The 18,913-nt window shown below is 36.6% G+C and carries 16 protein-coding genes; 15 read left to right on the forward strand and 1 reads right to left on the reverse strand.

Annotation, left to right across the window (positions count from 1 at the left end; genetic code table 11):
- The first annotated feature begins 17 nt into the window (after nucleotides 1–17).
- From QLG01_RS15040 to putP, 12 genes are all read left to right on the forward strand, one after another.
- A complete protein-coding gene (locus QLG01_RS15040) occupies nucleotides 18–1,181 on the forward strand; it encodes a cupin domain-containing protein (protein ID WP_282496850.1) in 1,164 nt (387 codons plus the stop codon).
- Nucleotides 1,182–1,549: 368 nt separating this feature from the next.
- Nucleotides 1,550–2,113, forward strand: coding sequence for a TetR/AcrR family transcriptional regulator (locus tag QLG01_RS15045; RefSeq protein ID WP_004792769.1), 564 nt, complete (start codon nucleotides 1,550–1,552; stop codon nucleotides 2,111–2,113).
- 466 nt (nucleotides 2,114–2,579) lie between these two features.
- Nucleotides 2,580–2,891 carry a metalloregulator ArsR/SmtB family transcription factor gene (locus tag QLG01_RS15050; RefSeq protein ID WP_002121379.1) on the forward strand — a complete coding sequence of 104 codons (312 nt, stop codon included), beginning with the start codon at nucleotides 2,580–2,582 and terminating at the stop codon, nucleotides 2,889–2,891.
- Nucleotides 2,892–3,300: 409 nt separating this feature from the next.
- Entirely contained in the window at nucleotides 3,301–4,503 is a 1,203-nt protein-coding gene (gene sstT, locus QLG01_RS15055; RefSeq protein WP_107880096.1) for a serine/threonine transporter SstT, read from the forward strand.
- A 4-nt stretch (nucleotides 4,504–4,507) separates the two neighbouring features.
- Entirely contained in the window at nucleotides 4,508–5,188 is a 681-nt protein-coding gene (locus QLG01_RS15060) for a YoaK family protein (protein WP_282496851.1), read from the forward strand.
- 3 nt (nucleotides 5,189–5,191) lie between these two features.
- Nucleotides 5,192–5,728, forward strand: a complete 537-nt coding sequence (locus QLG01_RS15065) for a DUF2058 domain-containing protein (protein ID WP_005304667.1) — start codon at nucleotides 5,192–5,194, stop codon at nucleotides 5,726–5,728.
- Nucleotides 5,729–6,093: 365 nt separating this feature from the next.
- Nucleotides 6,094–7,941, forward strand: a complete 1,848-nt coding sequence (locus QLG01_RS15070; protein WP_192454220.1) for an ABC transporter ATP-binding protein — start codon at nucleotides 6,094–6,096, stop codon at nucleotides 7,939–7,941.
- Complete coding sequence (locus QLG01_RS15075; RefSeq protein ID WP_004792778.1) at nucleotides 7,941–8,381, forward strand: MaoC family dehydratase; 441 nt, start codon at nucleotides 7,941–7,943, stop codon at nucleotides 8,379–8,381. The genes QLG01_RS15070 and QLG01_RS15075 overlap by 1 nt, the downstream gene beginning before the upstream one ends.
- 107 nt (nucleotides 8,382–8,488) lie before the next feature.
- Nucleotides 8,489–9,514, forward strand: a complete 1,026-nt coding sequence (locus QLG01_RS15080) for an AraC family transcriptional regulator (protein WP_004792780.1) — start codon at nucleotides 8,489–8,491, stop codon at nucleotides 9,512–9,514.
- Between the two features lie 37 nt (nucleotides 9,515–9,551).
- Nucleotides 9,552–9,926, forward strand: coding sequence for a glycine cleavage system protein GcvH (gcvH, locus tag QLG01_RS15085; RefSeq protein WP_005069578.1), 375 nt, complete (start codon nucleotides 9,552–9,554; stop codon nucleotides 9,924–9,926).
- Nucleotides 9,927–10,017: 91 nt separating this feature from the next.
- On the forward strand, nucleotides 10,018–10,725 hold the full coding sequence (locus tag QLG01_RS15090) for a Sir2 family NAD-dependent protein deacetylase (protein WP_151828457.1): 708 nt from the start codon (nucleotides 10,018–10,020) through the stop codon (nucleotides 10,723–10,725).
- Between the two features lie 400 nt (nucleotides 10,726–11,125).
- On the forward strand, nucleotides 11,126–12,616 hold the full coding sequence (gene putP, locus QLG01_RS15095) for a sodium/proline symporter PutP (RefSeq protein ID WP_107880100.1): 1,491 nt from the start codon (nucleotides 11,126–11,128) through the stop codon (nucleotides 12,614–12,616).
- Between the two features lie 33 nt (nucleotides 12,617–12,649).
- Here putP and QLG01_RS15100 read toward each other — a convergent pair whose 3' ends face one another.
- Nucleotides 12,650–13,138 (reverse strand): Lrp/AsnC ligand binding domain-containing protein, encoded by a 489-nt coding sequence (locus QLG01_RS15100; RefSeq protein ID WP_005304655.1) that lies wholly within the window; start codon nucleotides 13,136–13,138, stop codon nucleotides 12,650–12,652.
- A gap of 124 nt (nucleotides 13,139–13,262) precedes the next feature.
- On the opposite strand from QLG01_RS15100, the gene putA reads away from it, so the two are divergent.
- The 3 genes from putA (at nucleotide 13,263) to trmA (ending at nucleotide 18,787) form a co-directional block, all read left to right on the forward strand.
- The gene (putA, locus tag QLG01_RS15105) at nucleotides 13,263–17,015 is read left to right on the forward strand and encodes a trifunctional transcriptional regulator/proline dehydrogenase/L-glutamate gamma-semialdehyde dehydrogenase (protein ID WP_282496852.1); all 3,753 of its coding nucleotides are present in this window, start codon (nucleotides 13,263–13,265) and stop codon (nucleotides 17,013–17,015) included.
- A 106-nt stretch (nucleotides 17,016–17,121) separates the two neighbouring features.
- Nucleotides 17,122–17,595 carry a GrpB family protein gene (locus QLG01_RS15110; protein WP_151768100.1) on the forward strand — a complete coding sequence of 158 codons (474 nt, stop codon included), beginning with the start codon at nucleotides 17,122–17,124 and terminating at the stop codon, nucleotides 17,593–17,595.
- Nucleotides 17,596–17,701: 106 nt separating this feature from the next.
- A complete protein-coding gene (gene trmA, locus QLG01_RS15115; RefSeq protein ID WP_151987947.1) occupies nucleotides 17,702–18,787 on the forward strand; it encodes a tRNA (uridine(54)-C5)-methyltransferase TrmA in 1,086 nt (361 codons plus the stop codon).
- Nucleotides 18,788–18,913 lie beyond the last annotated feature (126 nt).

Genomic DNA, 18,913 nt, shown 5'->3' on the forward strand with positions numbered 1-18,913 from the left:
ATAAATAGGTTATTTCCATGACAGAACCTTTAGCAGTTTTAGGCGGTATTACTGCCGAACAATTTTTAGCAGAATATTGGCAGAAAAAACCTTTACTGGTACGTAACGGGTTGCCAGAAATTGTCGGTCTTTTAGAACCCCAAGATGTACAAGAACTTGCTTTGGAAGAACATGCGAGTGCCCGACTCATTCGCCAAAAAGATAAAAATCCAAATGAATGGCACGTTAAGTCTTCACCTTTAACCAAGGGTGATTTTCAAAAGCTACCAAAACTATGGTCAATTTTAGTACAGGCGGTAGATCACTATTCATTTGATCTGTCTGAACTTTGGAAAAAATTTCCATTTATTCCTCAATGGCGCCGCGACGACATTATGGTCTCTTACGCTCCTAAAGGTGGTTCAGTAGGAAAGCATTTTGATTTTTATGATGTGTTTCTAGTTCAAGGTCATGGACATCGTCGCTGGCAGTTAGGACAAATGTGCGATGCAAATACTGCCTTTGTACCGAATCAACCATTAAAACTCTTGCCAGAAATAGATGTACAATTTGATGAAATTTTGGCACCTGGTGATTTGCTATATGTTCCACCTGGAATGGCGCATTATGGCGTTGCTGAAGATGATTGCCTAACGTTCTCATTTGGTTTTCGCATGCCAAACGTTGCAGGGATGATGGAACGTATTAGTGATCAATTTTCAGCTAATACTTTATTGCAAAATCCTGTTGTTGACATAGTACGCAAACAGATAAGTCAAATTGGTGAAATTAATACCTCTGAACTTAGCCACCTAAAAGACTTAGTATTAGCTCAATTACAAGATTCGGCAGCACTTGATGCCGCTATCATGTCTTATATGAGTGAACCTAAATATCCGGATAATATTCCAGAGGCTGATGAAATCGAAGCCGATGACTTGAAGGAAATTTTACATGAAGGTTACGAAGTTCTTTTAGAGCCTGCCTCTCGCCTACTCTATACAGAAAAAAACGGCACCCTAAACTTTTGGGGCAATGGTGAAGCCCTATTTATAGCTGAGTCCTTTGAGCAAAAATTAAAAGCAATTGCTAATGGAGAAAGTCTAGCTTTCGATAGCCAATTTAATGATGATGAAACATTAGAGAACGTTGCTCACTTGTTAAATGAATCTATTCTGATGCTTTTACCTCCTGCAGAGTAAACGTCTTAATAAAAGTAGACTTTTACATGACCGTGGAAAAGTCTACTTTTTAAATTAACAATCTAACTCAAAATAAACTCGATTATTACTCATTAAATTTACCTGAAAGTCCTTAAATAGCGCGTAATTAAAGTTAATAAGCGTAAAAATTTTGAAATCAAAATTAAAAATAGAAAACCTTATTACTAAAGAAATAGCATACCTCTTACTTACTTTTTCCTTAAAATTTAAACGATACTGTTTAAAAAAATAATATCTTTTTTCTATCAATAACAAACAATACCTTGTAAAATTAAAGATCCAGATTCTCATTAATACAGATCACAGTTCAAGCGAATAGCAATTCATTTGTGAGAGGCTAAAAAAATATGTCGAAAAAAGATGACATTATTAACACCGCATTAAGACTTTTTAACTCGTATAGCTATAATTCTATAGGGGTAGATCGCATCATTAATGAATCTGGCGTTGCAAAAATGACTTTCTATAAGCATTTTCCATCAAAAGAAAAATTAATTGAAGAATGCCTACTTCTACGGAATACGCTTTTACAAAACTCTCTGACTTCTGCCTTATCACAACATGATGAGTTAGACCCTCTCGCGAGAATTAAAGCAGTATTCTTATGGTATTCCGACTGGTTTAATAGTGAAGATTTTAATGGCTGTATGTTTCAAAAAGCTTTGGAAGAAGTTTTAAAACAGTATCCGTCAACACACCAACCTGCTACATTGTATAAAGCTTGGTTGACTCAACTTATGCAAAATCTTCTTAATCAATATGATGTAAAAGAACCTGGTCCTTTATCTTTACTACTCGTTAATATATTGGAAGGTATGACCATTCAAGCTCAGGTCGAACATGGTTCAATAAAAATTTATGATTATTGGAATCGAGTTGAAAAGTTAATCGACTTTGAAAGAGCCGCTTAAAAATAAAGCGTGATGTTCTTCTTCTTATATTAATGTTCTTCTTATCTATCACGCTGCGTCTGAAAGTCATTTTGGTTCAAAATTAGACGTTTTTTTCGACCCTACCGAACCAAAATATACAGACCTGTCTGTACAAAACAGATTATATATTTAAAAAATAAAAACTCAATCATTTTTTATGATTCATTTAAAGATAAATTAGATTTAACTATTTATCAGAGTGGAATAGCAGTTATTTCATATTAGCTTCAATTCACTTATACTTAACAATTAAACTTATAACACAATGCAACACTTTAGACACAAAAGAACTACAAACAACTGTTTTTAATTAAAAATACTACTTATTTATCAGTTCCCCTTATATTGCTTTTCAACAAAAACAATTGGATTGATTAGTTTTGCTACATTCATTTGTGCAAGATCAATCTATACTATGCCCGCTATATTGATATAGGTATAAAGTATGAAAGATGGACTCCAAATTGAAGAAATGAAAAATGCGGCTGATTCAGTCGTTGGAATTCTCAAATCTTTGGCGAATACAGATCGTTTATTAATTTTATGTCATTTAGCTTATGAAGAGCTAAATGTCTCACAAATTGAAGAGAAGACCCAAATTACACAGCCCACTCTTTCACAACAACTTATGATGCTACGTAAAAGTGACGTTGTATCAACTCGTCGTGATGGTAAGCAAATTTTTTATTCTATTAAGGACGACAATATGCATTCAATTTTAAATACGCTTCACCAACTGTACTGTGCAAGTAAATAATATCTTTAAACTATAAATTTATAATAATATTAGTAATTTCCTGAAATATGCGATTTTTCAGCTTGAAAGCTTAGAGTTTAGTCCAAGCACAGAGTTTTGAAAATTCGCGTAGCTTTTCCAAACTCTCACTGATCTTCTTTATTATTTCATCAATTCATTTCAACGTAACTCACGAGGTACTTGATAGTTATTTGATATAATTCTTTTCTTGACGCACAATTAACAAGCAAAACAATTAACATAAAAAGTTAAATTCCAATAATAAATAAAATTAAAACAATGGTTTAATATTACCAATCACCATAAAAAATTCTAGTTAGCATAAAAAAGCTTAAGATTCACTTAACTTAAGTATAAAATACTCCGCTTGTTCAACCTTTAGCCATGATTAGGTTAATAAGGCCTTTATATGCTTGCATTCTTTTCTCGATTAAGCTTAGTCACTAAGATTATTATCGCCATTATTTTAGGTATTGGCGTTGCATTATTATTTCCAAACGTTACGCCTTATTTAAGTTTATTTGGTGAGCTTTTTATTAAAGCCTTAAAATCGGTTGCCCCTATTTTAGTTTTTGTATTGGTGCTTTCCTCTATTGCCAACTTCCAAGTGGGCCATAGTGCAAATTTACGCCCAGTCTTGATTTTATACGTAGTCGGTATGTTGCTTGCTGCTTTCACAGCTGTGATTGTTAGTCTTTCTTTCCCTAGTACCCTGTTCCTTAACACTGTTTCACACAATGATTTGCAAGCACCAGGAAGTTTAGCTGATATTTTAAAAAATCTACTTTTAAGCTTTATTGCGAACCCTGTTCAAGCAATTAGTGAAGCAAACTTTATCGGTATTTTAGCTTGGGCAATTGGCTTAGGTTTGGCTATGCGCCATAGCTCAGACACGACTAAAGAAGTAATGCAAGATGTTGCTCACGCTGTCAGCGCTATTATTCATAAAGTAATTGCTTTTGCACCTGTTGGTATTTTCGGTTTGGTTGCAGTAACTTTTGCTGACGCTGGCCTCGCGACCCTTGAAAGTTACGCGCAATTATTAATAGTACTATTGGGTACGATGTTCTTTGTTGCTTTAGTTATTAATCCAATTCTTGTTGCACTTACCATACGCGGGAATCCGTACCCTCTTGTGTTTAAGTGTCTTAAAGAAAGTGGGATTACTGCTTTTTTCACACGAAGTTCAGCAGCCAACATTCCAGTTAACTTAGATTTAGCAGAACGCTTAGGTGTTAATCCATCTACAGCAAGTGTGTCCATTCCATTAGGTGCCACAATTAATATGGCAGGTGCAGCAGTAACAATTACTGTACTTACGCTAGCAACTGTACATACGCTTGGAATTCATGTTGATTTTGCAACAATGCTTATTTTATCAGTTGTTGCTACAGTTTCAGCATGTGGTGCTTCTGGTGTAGCTGGTGGTTCTTTACTTCTGATTCCAGTAGCTTGTAGTCTATTTGGTATTTCAACTGAAATTGCTATGCAAGTCGTAGCTATTGGTATGATTATTAGTGTATTGCAAGACTCTACAGAAACAGCGCTTAACTCTTCTACGGATGTTTTATTTACCGCAGCTGTAGATATTCGCTCTAAACAAGCTTCTTAAACACATGCCATTTCAACGTCTACCAAACTGGTTCCAACTCGGAGCCTTTTTACTGGCATTCAATGCCGGAATGATTAATGTATTAGGGTTAATTACCCTTTTGCATCAATCTATTTCACATATGACTGGCAACGTTAGTATGCTAGCTATGAGTTTGGTAGAGTGGCAGCCAGAACATATCATTTTCTTGCTTCTGGTAATTATTTGTTATGTATGCGGTTCATTTTATAGTGGTTTTATTTTAGGCAGCAGCCATTTTCGATTAGGTCGTCGCTATGGATTACCTTTGAGTCTCGTTGCCTTATTCATTTTTCTTTGTTGGCTATTACTTCCTTATTTTCCACGCTATGGATTATTATGGGCTTGTACAGCGATGGGCTTACAAAATGCGATGGTAAGCCATTATAAAGGAACCATTATTCGAACTACCCATCTATCTGGAGTTTTAACAGATATTGGTTTAGCACTCGGATATAAAGCCAGAGGCTTACCAGTAGAAAACCGACGTATTGCTTTACACTTACTTATTTTTACAGGTTTTCTGCTTGGTGGGATTCTCGCAGCGCTCGTACATCCGTATTTAAAGTTACAAGCATTTTTATTGCCAGCAACTTTAAGCTTAGTCTTAAGTATTTCTTACTGGGTAGTTTATCTCTATAGCCCTTCAACTTCACATAAGGATTAAGTCATGGTTAAAAATGCCTTACAAGCACAGCTACTGAAAGCTGGGTTAGTGGATAATAAAAAAGCAAAAAAACTAACAAAACAAGCTCACCATGAGCAACGTATCGGTCAAAGTGATGAACCAGCAATCAAAGCGAATATTGAAAAAGCTCAACAAGAAAAGTTAGCTAAAGATCAGGCTTTAAACTTAGAAAAACAACAACAACTTGAGGAAAAAGCCCTCAAAGCATCAATCATTCAAATGATTAAACATCATAAAATTTCAAATACTGATGGTGATAGTGTTTATCAATTTATTGATGAGGGTAAGATCAAGAAGGTATATATTTCTCAGCAAGTATATAATGCACTTGTTAGCGGTAGCTTAGTGATTGCTAAAGATCAAGATCAATACGCTTATTTGCCAAAAGCTTTAGCTGAAAAAATCGATCAAAAAATGCAAGGTTTCATTTTAATGAATAATGCTGAGAAAAATGAACAAGCCACTGATGAAGAAGATCCTTATGCAGCGTATGTTATTCCTGATGATTTAATGTGGTAATACATACAAGGGCCTTTATGATGCAAATCTAAGGGCCTTTTTTGATTTAGGTTAAAAATATTAATTTAACAAATGTTCAAAATATTAAGAAAAAATACTTAAAGAATAAATTCCTTCACCACTTTATCTATTAATCCCGATATAATAAATCGTAATTTTTTAAGTCCTCGCGACATTCTTGAAGATTTCTTCAGGTATCCAAATTTTACGTCATGTACTAATGAATGACGTACAACGTAATCAGTTCTATGTATTTACACATACTCAAAAGATCGAAAACTAAGTGATATTGATCTGACTGACTTTCTTGTAAATTTAATTGCAAAGACTTAATTAAGTGGCTTTTGTCTTAAAGGTAGTAATTCATGCTGAAGTGGTTTGAAAAACTTGTAGATCCCTACCCAACAAAAGGTCTGGATGAACCTTTACCAACTCGTTTTTTTCCATTTATTTGGCAAGCGACGGAAGGCTTACGCCCTTACTTATTATTACTTATTCTTTTTACAGCAGGTGCTGCAAGCTTTGAAGCCTTACTTTTTTCAAAGATTGGACAACTCGTAGATTGGTTAAGTAAGAGTCATCCTGAAAGTTTTTTGAGTCAACATGCAACTGATCTATTGCTTTTAATCGGAGTTTTATTTGCCAATATCTTCTTCGTAAATATTCAATCTATTATTAAACACCAGATTTTATATAGTACTTTTCCAATGCGTTTGCGTTGGCGGTTTCATAATCTTTTATTGAAACAAAGCTTAGATTTTTTCCATAACGACTTTGCTGGAAGGCTTTCCGCAAAAGTGATGCAAACTGCTCTGGCAATCCGTGAATTCTGGATTATTTTGGGCGACATGTTGGCTTATGTCGCTATTTACTTTATTACGGTTAGCATTGTCCTTGGGGCTATTTCCCCTATTTTGTTAATACCACTTTTAGTTTGGTTAACTTTATTTCTCTTAAGTGCATGGTTCTTTATCCCCCGTTTAAGTAAAGTTTCACAGCAACAAGCTGATGCCAGAGCAGTGATGACTGGCCGCATTACCGATGCTTACACCAATATTCAAACTGTTAAGTTGTTTGCTCATGCGGGACGTGAGAGCCAATATGCCAAAGCATCAATGAAAGAGTTTATGACAACAGTCTATGCTCAGATGCGTTTAGGCACTCTTTTTGAAATAAGTATCAACATGCTATCTGCTGTTTTATTTATTGGCGTTATTGGCACTTCAGTTTGGCTATGGACTCAAGGTTTAGCAGCATTAGGTGTCATTGCAGCGACTACTGCCATGATTTTAAAGCTGAATAGTATGGCTGAATTTATGATGTGGCATATGTCCGCGTTATTTGAAAATGTCGGAACCATTCAAGATGGTATGCAAACATTAGGTAAAAAAATCAATATTCAAGACAAACCAGATGCAAAAACTCTTGAAGTTGCTAAAGGTGAGATTGTATTTAAAGATGTAAGTTTTGCTTATAACAATAAAAATGTAATTGATCACTTCAATTTACATATCAAAGCAGGTGAAAAGATTGGTATTGTTGGGCGTTCAGGTGCAGGTAAATCCACTCTAATCCAACTACTTTTACATTTTTATCATCTTAAAGACGGTGAAATTTTAATTGATGGCCAAAATATTGAAAATGTGACTCAAGATAGTCTTAGAGCAAATATTGCATTAGTAACCCAAGATACATCTTTATTACATCGCTCAGTGGCTGAAAATATTAAATATGGCCGTCCAGATGCATCTGATGCCGAGATGGAGAATGCTGTAAATAAAGCAAAAGCAGCCGAATTTATACCTCAATTGGTTGATTTAAAAGGTCGTAATGGATACCACGCCCAAGTCGGTGAACGTGGTGTAAAACTTTCTGGTGGTCAAAGACAACGTATTGCTATCGCACGTGTATTCTTAAAAGATGCACCTATTCTCATTTTAGATGAAGCAACCAGTGCACTAGATTCAGAAGTTGAAGCAGCAATTCAATCCAGTTTAAATGACCTGATGGTTGATAAAACGGTTATTGCAATTGCACACCGATTATCTACTATTGCACAAATGGACCGTTTAATTGTTCTTGATGAAGGTCGAATTGCTGAGCAAGGAACACATGAAGAGTTAATTGCTCAAAATGGAATATATGCACAATTATGGAAACGCCAAACAGGCGGCTTCCTGTTTGAACAAAAAGTTTTACAGGGTCAAGATTAATGCTTTATTTAGAAGATTTGAAAATTGGTGATCGTTTCATTAGCCGTGAATATGAAATCACCTTAGATGAAATCAAAAAATTTGCAAATTCCTATGACCCTCAAACATTTCACACAGATGAAGAGCAAGCTAAGCATGACCCTATTTTTCAGGGGATTGCTGCCAGTGGTTGGCATACGTCAGCCATCACTATGCGTTTATGGACAGAATGCATGCCAATTCATGGCGGCCTCATAGGTTCCGAATCTAGCCTACGATGGCCACGCCCCACCCGACCTGGTGACAGAATTCATGTTGAAGCTGAAATTTCAGCTATCACACCATCCAAAACAAAATTAGATCGTGGTATTGTTAGTTACGTTACGCAAGCCTTAAATCAACACGGGGATGTTTTACTTATTTCAACAACAAAAATTGTTGTCTTTAAAAAAAATGTTTAAAAATGGTTGATATGATTGTCTAACAGTTTTTATAAACTCAGATTATATTTCATGACAAGATGTGTAAGAAATGCATGTGAAAAATTGATGAGAGCAATGGAACGCATATGAAAATTACCTCAGCTCGTCAAGATCAGGGTATTCCGGGTGTCTATGGCTTATTGCTATTAGATGTTGTTTCACGTTGGGGATACAACGACGAAACATTATTTGCTCCATTTCATCTTACCAGCGAGCAACTGGCTGACCCTGACTATCGTATTTCTACACCAGTAGCAAATGAACTAGTAAAACACGCTCTTAATTTAACTGGCGAAACTACGTTGGGTTACCATCTTGGTACTCAAATGCGTATTTCAATTCATGGCTTCATTGGCTATGCAATTATGACAGCCAAAGATATTACTGAAGCAATTGCTCTTGCGGCTCGCTTTATTCAGCTACGCTTACCCTTTTTACAATTATATTTTTCAACTTTTGGGCCTAAAGCAACCTTACAATTACAGTGTGATATTGAACTTGAACCTTTACGTACAGAAATCGTTTTAGGTTTAACCATTGGTATCATGAGCATGGCCAAAGCGATTACTGGTATTGAAGATTTAGCTGGTGATGTAGATTTAGATTTCCCAGAACCAGAAGGTTTTGACAAATATAGAAATAAGCTAAGCAGCACAATTCGCTTTAACCAACCTCATTTAATTTCAAGTTTTGATAAAAAATATTTAGGAATTAAATTGGTTAATGCTGACCCTATCGCAAGTCAAGTTGCTATTAATCAGTGCGAAGCTGAACTATCCGCTTTAGGTGAACGCCGTCGTTTAGCAATGCGAGTTCGTGATATTTTAAGTAATTCTGAACAACATTATTTAAGCATCGAAAATGTAGCTGAATGTCTACATATGTCTGATCGAACACTCAAACGTCAATTAGCAGCGGAAGGAACATCATTTTCAACGTTAGTTGATGAAGTACGTTATCGACATGCAACATCTTTACTTTCACGTACAGATTATAGTCTTGAACAAATTGCTGATGAACTTGGCTATTCGGACGTTGCAAACTTTAGCCGTGCTTTTAAACGCTGGAGCGGCCGCAGCCCGAGCAACTGGCGTAAAGACCCATACTTATAATTTTTAAAACTATTGGACACAAGCTTAAGGAGTTACCATGAATCATCCTTCAGAACTGAAGTATGCACGTACACATGAGTGGGTAAAGATTGAGGGTGATCTTGTTATTACAGGGATTACCGATCATGCACAAGATGAACTTGGCGATTTGGTTTACGTTGAAACTCCAGAAGTTGGGAGTAAAGTTACTGCTGGCGAACAAGCTGGTGTGGTTGAATCAGTAAAAACTGCTTCTGATATCCATGCTCCTGTTTCAGGCACTGTAGTAGAAGTAAATACTGACCTTGAAGATGATCCTGATTTTGTAAATGATGATCCATATGGTAAAGGTTGGATTTATAAAATCAAACCAGACAACATTGCAGATGTTGAAAAACTTTTAACAAATGCAGAATATGAAGCTGGCTTATAAAAGATAGCTATAGCTTTTCATATTTAATAAAAACCAGTTTAATCTTAAACTGGTTTTTTCTTTATCTATTCAAATTCAGATTTACGAATCGGTGACTTCTATGACAAAGCTTGTTGTATTCTCTGGCGCTGGCATGAGTGCCGAAAGTGGAATTAGCACTTTTCGTGACAGTAATGGTCTATGGGAAAATTACGACATCCAACAAGTTGCCACACCTGAAGCATGGCAAAAGAACCCTGCTCTAGTTCAACGCTTTTACAATGAACGACGTAAAAATATTTTAGAATCTCAACCCAATTCAGCTCATCAATATATTGCAAAGTTACAAGACTATTTTGACGTTCAGGTTATTACTCAAAATATTGATGATTTACATGAACGTGCTGGAAGTACCAAAGTTTTACATTTGCATGGGAACATTCGTTTAGCAAAGAGTTCTGGCCCAAATGCACAATTTACAACTCAGTTTTACGACATTAACGGTTGGAAATTAGATTTAGAACATGACCTGTGTCCAGATGGTTATCCCCTTCGTCCACATGTTGTTTGGTTTGGTGAAGCTGTACCTGCTTATGAAGAAGCAATTAGAGTCGTGCAAAGTGCAGATATTTTTATTGTAATCGGCTCCACATTAAGCGTATATCCGGTTGCGGGTTTAGTGCATGAAATTGTAGCACCATGTAAAGCTTACTATATAGATCCCCAAGCAGATCATGGACGTGTTCCTCAACAATACGAATTATTAAAGATGCCAGCGACTCAAGGAATGCATGAACTTTTTGAGAATTTAACCAATTAATTGCTATTTTTAAGGACTAAATAAATTTAATTTGAATAAAAATTACTATTTTTTAGATAAAATTTTTTAACATTGTTCTAATTTTGCTCAATAAAACTTTATCACTTAAGCCCGTTGTAACCAAATTTAGAGTTATTTTTTTAAAAATATTTTTATTTTCCATAAAATCTTAAAAAAATAAATATTAAAAAATTATAAGTTAATGATTAATATTATAATTTTTCTCTTTAAAAACCCGCTTATTTTAACTTACACAAAGATACAAAAGTACAATATAAAAATAACAGAGCAAAAAAAATCTTTTGTGGTTGAATCTCAACCTCTTGAATGCCGTACAAGAAAACAGCGACCTGGATTAGGTTACAATCACGGATTATGGATATAAGGACACACATCCATCATGAGTTATTTTGATCCCACCCTCATCATGTTTATGGTGTACATCGTAGCAATGGTACTTATTGGCTTATTTGCCTACCGTGCTACAAGCGACTTCTCAGATTATATTCTCGGTGGTCGTAGTTTAGGCAGTTTCGTTACTGCGTTATCCGCAGGCGCATCAGACATGAGTGGTTGGCTACTCATGGGTTTACCAGGAGCAATTTATCTTTCTGGTCTATCTGAAGCGTGGATTGCAATTGGTCTTATTATCGGTGCTTGGCTTAACTGGCTACTGGTTGCTGGTCGATTACGCGTTCATACTGAAATTCAAAACAATGCATTAACTTTGCCAGATTATTTTACAAGCCGTTTTGATGACCAGAAAAAAGTACTTCGTATTTTCTCTGCCGTTATCATCTTGGTTTTCTTCGCTATTTACTGTGCTTCAGGCATGGTAGCGGGTGCCCGTTTATTTGAAAATCTATTCGGCATGTCTTACAACACAGCTATTTGGCTCAGTGCTATTGCAACCATCAGTTATGTTTGTATCGGTGGATTCTTAGCAATTAGCTGGACTGATACATTCCAAGCTGGATTGATGATTTTTGCCCTGATTTTGACACCAATCGTGACTTACCTTGCGATCGGGGACACAACTCATTTTGTTACCCTCATTGAAACTGCACGCCCGCATGCATTTAATCTCATCTCAGATTTTGGTGTGGTAGCAGTTTTATCCTCCATGGCTTGGGGTCTTGGTTACTTTGGTCAACCACACATCCTTGTACGTTTCATGGCAGCTGACTCAGTAAAATCTATTCCTGCTGCTCGTCGTATTGGTATGACTTGGATGATCTTGTGTTTAGGTGGTGCTGTCGGTGCTGGTTTCTTCGGTATTGCTTACTTTGAACTACATCCTGAATTAGCAGGAGTTGTAAGCAAAAACCCTGAAACTGTATTTATGGAATTGACTAAAATCTTATTCAATCCATGGATTGTGGGTATCATTTTGGCTGCAATTTTAGCTGCTGTTATGAGCACGTTAAGCTGTCAACTTTTAGTATGTTCAAGTGCTTTAACTGAAGATTTATACAAAGGTTTCCTTCGTAAAAATGCATCTCAAAAAGAACTTGTATGGGTTGGCCGTGTCATGGTTCTTGTTATTGCTGTTCTTGCAATTATTCTTGCAGGCAACCCTGATAGCAAGGTTCTTGGTCTTGTTGCTTATGCATGGGCTGGTTTCGGCGCAGCGTTTGGTCCACTTATCATCTTGTCATTGTTCTGGAAACGTATGAATTTACAAGGTGCATTAGCTGGTATGATCGTTGGTGCAGTTGTGGTTATTGGTTGGAAAAATCTTTTCGCAAGCACAGGTGTTTACGAAATCATTCCGGGCTTTATCCTTGCATTTATCAGCATCATTGTAGTGAGTCTTTTAACTAAAGCGCCAAATACGACTGTAACTGGACGCTTTGAAGAAGCAGATAAACTCTACAAAGAAAGCGTATAAATCATTGAAATAAATAAAGGGGCTTTAGCCCCTTTATTTATTTTTGGTTTTAATTTTAATTTTTGAAGTATCTTTGACTACCTGCATTACTGGATAACTGCGAGTTTCTTTCACGCCCGGTAACTGCCATAGCACCTGCCCCGCAATACGTCTAAATTCTTCCATACTGCCACTTCGTAATTTAATTAAAAAATCAAACCCTCCACTCACCATATGACACTCAACAATTTCCGGATAGTGAACCACAGCATCAATAAACTCATCTAGAACATTAGGTGTGGTTTTATCTAGTAATACTTCAACAAACACCAAAAAATTTGCATTTAATTTGACTGGATTTAATTTTGCTTCATAACCCAAAATGAAATCATCTTTTGTCAGCTTTTGAACTCGGGCCATCACAGCAGTTGGAGATAAATTCACAAGTTCGGCTAATTTACTGTTAGAAATACGCCCATCTGTTTGAAGAATATCCAAAATTTTTAAATCAGTGCGATCAAGGCTTAATATTGGGCCATTCATCTGAATTTTCCTCTAAAAAATGGGCTAAATATAGTGAGTTATTCGGTGTTTCTTCTGTAATGATAAATTATCTAAACCTCTCTACTCAAGATCTTTGTACGAGAGTCGGTTGGCGGAAACAGATATGAACACAATGGATACTTTTCATCAAATGGATAAATCTCACCAAGGCTATATCACCGAATTCAACGATAAAAGTGAGTTTGAAAAACGCATCAATACAGCTTGGCGACGTGCTGAACCAGAAGCTGTAGAAGAGCTATTACAAGCTGCTGCGGTATCTGATGATTTAGATCATAAAATTTATGACCTTGCTTTTAATCTTGCTAATAATTTACGAGAACGTAAGACTTCTTCGGGTAAAGCAGGTATTGTTCAAGGATTATTACAAGAATTCTCTCTTTCTTCACAAGAAGGCGTGGCACTCATGTGTCTTGCTGAAGCTTTGCTTCGTATTCCAGACTCAGCAACACGTGATTTGCTTATTCGAGATAAGATCAATCAAGGTAACTGGAAAGAACACGTTGGCCAAAGCAGCTTAATGTTTGTAAATGCTGCGGCATGGGGCCTCATGTTAACTGGTAAGCTTATGGAAACTCCAAAGCAAACCAGTCTTTCAAGTGTACTTACTGGCCTTTTAGCACGTAGTGGACGTGGTATTATTCGTAAAGCTGTTGACGTTGCAATGCGTATGATGGGTGAGCAGTTTGTAACTGGTGAAACCATTGAAGAAGCTGTAGACCATGCGAAAGTACTCGAAGACAAAGGTTTTCGCTATTCGTACGACATGCTGGGTGAAGCAGCATTAACCGAACATGATGCTGAACGTTACTTTAACGATTATACGCAAGCCATTCATGCAATTGGTAAAGCATCGAATGGTAAAGGTGTTTATGATGGCCCGGGTATTTCAATCAAGCTTTCTGCTTTACACCCTCGCTATCAACGTGCGCAAATTGAACGTGTTCATCAAGAACTTTACGGCAAAGTATTTGAACTCGCTCTTTTAGCTAAAAATTACAATATTGGTTTAAATATTGATGCAGAAGAATCAGAACGCTTAGAAATTTCGCTTGAGTTACTTGAACGTCTTTGTTTCGAGCCAGAACTTGCAAACTGGAAAGGCATTGGCTTCGTTATTCAGGCTTACCAAAAGCGCTGTTTCTTCGTGGTTGATTATATTATTGACCTTGCTAAACGCAGCCAAAAGCGCCTAATGATCCGCCTTGTGAAAGGTGCGTATTGGGATAGCGAAATTAAGAAAGCACAAATCGAAGGTATGGATGACTACCCTGTCTTCACACGTAAAGTACATACAGATTTATCTTATATCGCTTGTGCTAAAAAATTACTTGCTGCGCCAGATTTCATCTATCCTCAATTTGCAACTCATAATGCTCAAACATTGGCAACGATCTATCAGTTAGCTGATCCGAGCAAATATTATGCGGGTCAATATGAATTCCAATGCTTACATGGCATGGGTGAACCGCTTTATGAACAAGTTGTTGGTCCACGCGAGCAAAATAAATTAGGCGTGCCATGCCGTATTTATGCTCCTGTTGGTAACCATGAAACGTTGTTAGCTTATTTAGTCCGTCGTTTACTTGAAAATGGCGCGAATACTTCATTCGTTAACCGTATTGCAGACAAAACACTTAAAGTTGAAGATCTTATCCAGTCTCCAATTTACGACATTCGTCATGCAGCTAAGCTTGAAGGTTCAGTTGGTTTAAAACATCCATCTATTCCACTACCTTTGGATATGTATGGATCACTCCGTAAAAACTCTAAAGGTTATGATTTAGCAAATGATGCTCCACTTGAAGCTTTAGATAGCACAGCTCAACAGCTCCGTAACCGTATTTGGCAAAGCCACCCATTATTGGCAAATAACGATTCATTAGAGCAAGGTCATTCTGTTGCAATTACAAACCCAGCACAAAATGATGAAATTGTTGGACATGTGCAAGAAGCTGATCTTAAGCATGTCGAAATTGCACTTAATGCAGCAGAACAAGCTCAATCTGAATGGTCAAACACGCCTAAAGAACAACGTGCTCAATACTTAAAACGTGCAGCAGACCTCATGGAAAGCCGCATTCAAGAATTGATGGTTTTGCTTTGCCGTGAAAGTGGTAAAACTTCTGCAAATGCGATTGCAGAAGTTCGTGAAGCTGTAGATTTCTTACGTTACTACGCAACTCAAGTTGAGAATCTTCCTTCAAATACAGTGATTGAACCTTTAGGTACAGTACTTTGTATTAGCCCATGGAACTTCCCTCTTGCAATTTTCTCTGGTCAAATTGCTGCCGCATTAGTGAGTGGTAACTGTGTTATTGCTAAACCTGCTGAACAAACGCCATTAATCGCAGCTCAAGCCGTTCAGATTTTATGGGAAGCTGGTATTCCACATGGTGCTGTACAGCTACTTCCTGGCCGTGGTGAAACAGTGGGTGCACAGCTTAGCCAAGATAGTCGTATCGATGGCATTATGTTTACTGGCTCGACTGAAGTTGCCAAAATTTTACAGAAAACTGTTGCGAAACGTTTATCTGATAATGGTCAATCTATTCCTCTCATTGCAGAGACTGGCGGTCAAAATGCAATGATTGTGGATTCATCAGCATTAACTGAACAAGTCGTACTCGATGTTGTAAGTTCCGCTTTTGATAGCGCGGGTCAACGTTGCTCTGCTTTACGTATTTTATGTGTGCAAGAAGACAGCGCTGCAAGTGTTATTAAAATGCTTAAAGGTGCAATGCAACAGTTGATCGTAGGTAACCCTGCAATTTTAAAAACTGACATTGGTCCTGTTATTGATGACGAAGCAAAGCAGACGATTGACCAGCACATCCAAAAAATGAAATCTAAAGGCTACCCTGTACATCAGTTGATGTTTGGTGCAACAAGCCAGAATGAATTAGATAAAGGAACTTTTGTTGTACCAACGGCAATTGAGTTACCTAATCTTGATGATTTGCAACGTGAAGTCTTTGGTCCAGTTTTACACATCATTACTTATAAGTATGGTGAACTCGAACAACTCATCTCACGTATTAATGCCAAAGGTTATGGTTTAACAATGGGTCTACATACCCGTATTGATGAAACTATCCAAACCGTCATTCAGCATGCTGAAGTTGGCAACCTCTATATCAACCGTAATATTGTCGGTGCTGTAGTTGGTGTACAACCATTCGGTGGTGAAGGTCTATCTGGTACAGGTCCAAAAGCTGGTGGTCCGCTATATATGTACCGCTTAATGCAGCACTGTTCAAACAAAGTACTGGCAACACCATTTGCCATGAAGAATGAGCAAACTGCTTTTGAAGGCTTTAACCGTGAGGTTTATCAGAGCTTACAAAATTGGGCGAAACAGCATTTACCGCAAGCAAATCGTGAAATTGAACCATTTGGTGTGGGTAAATTCTATGAGTTACAAGGCCCTACTGGGGAAAGTAACCAATATATTATTTTACCGCGCCATCGTGTGCTTTCAATTGCAGACACTGAACAAAATCAATTGCATCAGTTGCTCGCAATTTTTGCAGTGGGTAGCCAAGCAGCAGTAATGCCTAATAGTCCATTATTGGCAAAATACAAACAAACTTTGCCAAAAGATGTGCTTGCAGCAATTACTACGGTTAAAAACATCACATCAGATGATTTTGATGCAGTTTTACACCATGGTAACCGTGAAGAAATCTTCTCATTACAGCAAGAAGTTGCTAAACGTTCTGGTGCAATTGTTGGTATTACACACGTTGAGCCAAATGAGAATATTCCACTTGAACGTTTAGTAATTGAACGTGCGATTAGTGTGAATACAGCTGCAGCTGGTGGTAACGCAAGCTTAATGACAATGACTGATTAATCGATAATTTTTCTAAAAAAGCCCAAATCTCAGTATTTGGGCTTTTTTATTTAATAAAGTAATCTATTCTTTAATATATAAATTTTATCAAATTGGGATTTTCATAATGGTCTTTTTAGAACCAGAACAATATCAACAAAGATGCGTTCAACTTTTTAATATGTATAAAAAAGATATTTCCATACTTCTGCCCTTTGCCAAAATTGAGCACATTGGTTCATCTGCAATACCTAATGCAATTTCAAAAGGTGATCTAGATATTTATGTTGAAGTTGAACCTGATCAATTTGAATTCGCAATAGCTCAATTAAAAACACTTAATTTTATAGAGAAGCAAAATACACTAAGGACAGATGAGATTTGTATGCTCGAATCACTCAACAACGATGATGTGGCATTTCAAATTGTAGTAACAGATTCAGTATTCACATTTTTCTTAACATTTAGAAATAAGCTTATAGACTCACCACTATTGGTCAACGAATATAACCAATTAAAATTAGAGTGTAGCCATTTAGATCATGATCAATATAGAACAATAAAAGCAGATTTTATTAATCGCGTTTTGAAACATCCTTAATTTTAACGTTAGTCTTGCTTATTGATATCTAGCTAAAATTGGCTCCTGTAACCCCGTTTTTTTTGATACCATTCACTATTTGATTCTGTCTAAATTTTCTTTGTCTATGACCTCTTCTTATCATCAACAACTTCAAACTAAAATTGACCGCATTACTGCCCAATTTTCTGAATTTACTCCACCTACATTAGAAGTGTTTGAGTCACCTGAACAACATTTCCGCATGCGTGCTGAGTTTCGTATCTGGCATACAGAAAATGACATGTTCTATGCCATGTTTGAACGTAACGATGATGACAAGCAAAAAACAGTTGTACGCATTGATGAGTTTCCTATTGCGGACCAAAGCATTAATGATTTAATGCCAAAACTTTTGGAAGAACTCAAAGCGGAACCCAAACTTTCTAACCGTATATTCGAAGCTGATTTCCTCGCTACACTTAGCGGAGAAATGTTAGTTACCTTAATTTATCACCGTAAACTAGATCAAGAATGGGAACAGGCAGCTAAAGCGCTTGCTGAGAAATTAGACATTAAAATTATGGGCCGCAGTCGTGGCCAGAAAATTATTATTGGCGATGATTTCGTCGTTGAAGAATTTGAACTTTTAAACCGTTCATTTAAATACAAACAAATTGAAAGTAGCTTTACTCAGCCAAATGCACAGGTTTGCAAAAAAATGCTGCAATGGGCATGTGATGCGGCAGAAGGATCGAAAAAACATTTATTAGAGCTTTACTGTGGTAACGGTAACTTTACTCTTCCACTTTCTTTAAAGTTTGAACGCGTTTTGGCAACAGAACTTGCAAAATCCTCTGTTTATGCTGCTCAATGGAACATCGAACAAAATCAGATCGATAATATTCAAGTAGCCCGTCTTTCAGCTGAAGAATTCACTCAAGCTTATCAAGGTGAGCGCGAATTCCGCCGTCTACAAGAAGCAAATATTGATATTCAGAGCTATGACTTTGATACCGTATTTGTTGATCCTCCACGTGCAGGGATTGATGATGAAACTTTGAAATTATTACAGGGTTTTGAACGTATTATTTACATTTCATGCAACCCAGATACATTGCATGAAAACTTAAAAACATTAGGTTTAACTCACCGTATTACTAAGTTTGCATTGTTCGATCAATTCCCTTATACACATCATGTTGAGTCAGGTGTATTACTTGAGAAGATTTAAACAAAATCTTTCATTGTAAAGTTTTAAATAAGGAGATTTTGTACCTCCTTATTTTTTAACAATTTATTAGTTAAGTATTTAAATTTTCAAAAAATATCAAGTCATCTATTCGTCATAATTTCGTTT

Source organism: Acinetobacter sp. V89_4 (genome assembly GCF_029967875.1).
Lineage (GTDB): Bacteria > Pseudomonadota > Gammaproteobacteria > Pseudomonadales > Moraxellaceae > Acinetobacter > Acinetobacter oleivorans.

Coding starts and splice junctions, on each gene's coding strand:
- QLG01_RS15060 (WP_282496851.1), top strand. CDS start 4,508: ATGCCATTTCAACGTCTACCAAACTGGTTCCAACTCGGAGCCTTTTTA.
- sstT (WP_107880096.1), top strand. CDS start 3,301: ATGCTTGCATTCTTTTCTCGATTAAGCTTAGTCACTAAGATTATTATC.
- QLG01_RS15075 (WP_004792778.1), top strand. CDS start 7,941: ATGCTTTATTTAGAAGATTTGAAAATTGGTGATCGTTTCATTAGCCGT.
- QLG01_RS15080 (WP_004792780.1), top strand. CDS start 8,489: ATGAAAATTACCTCAGCTCGTCAAGATCAGGGTATTCCGGGTGTCTAT.
- gcvH (WP_005069578.1), top strand. CDS start 9,552: ATGAATCATCCTTCAGAACTGAAGTATGCACGTACACATGAGTGGGTA.
- putA (WP_282496852.1), top strand. CDS start 13,263: ATGAACACAATGGATACTTTTCATCAAATGGATAAATCTCACCAAGGC.
- QLG01_RS15065 (WP_005304667.1), top strand. CDS start 5,192: ATGGTTAAAAATGCCTTACAAGCACAGCTACTGAAAGCTGGGTTAGTG.
- trmA (WP_151987947.1), top strand. CDS start 17,702: ATGACCTCTTCTTATCATCAACAACTTCAAACTAAAATTGACCGCATT.
- QLG01_RS15110 (WP_151768100.1), top strand. CDS start 17,122: ATGGTCTTTTTAGAACCAGAACAATATCAACAAAGATGCGTTCAACTT.
- QLG01_RS15100 (WP_005304655.1), bottom strand. CDS start 13,138: ATGAATGGCCCAATATTAAGCCTTGATCGCACTGATTTAAAAATTTTG.
- QLG01_RS15040 (WP_282496850.1), top strand. CDS start 18: ATGACAGAACCTTTAGCAGTTTTAGGCGGTATTACTGCCGAACAATTT.
- QLG01_RS15050 (WP_002121379.1), top strand. CDS start 2,580: ATGAAAGATGGACTCCAAATTGAAGAAATGAAAAATGCGGCTGATTCA.
- QLG01_RS15070 (WP_192454220.1), top strand. CDS start 6,094: ATGCTGAAGTGGTTTGAAAAACTTGTAGATCCCTACCCAACAAAAGGT.
- putP (WP_107880100.1), top strand. CDS start 11,126: ATGAGTTATTTTGATCCCACCCTCATCATGTTTATGGTGTACATCGTA.
- QLG01_RS15045 (WP_004792769.1), top strand. CDS start 1,550: ATGTCGAAAAAAGATGACATTATTAACACCGCATTAAGACTTTTTAAC.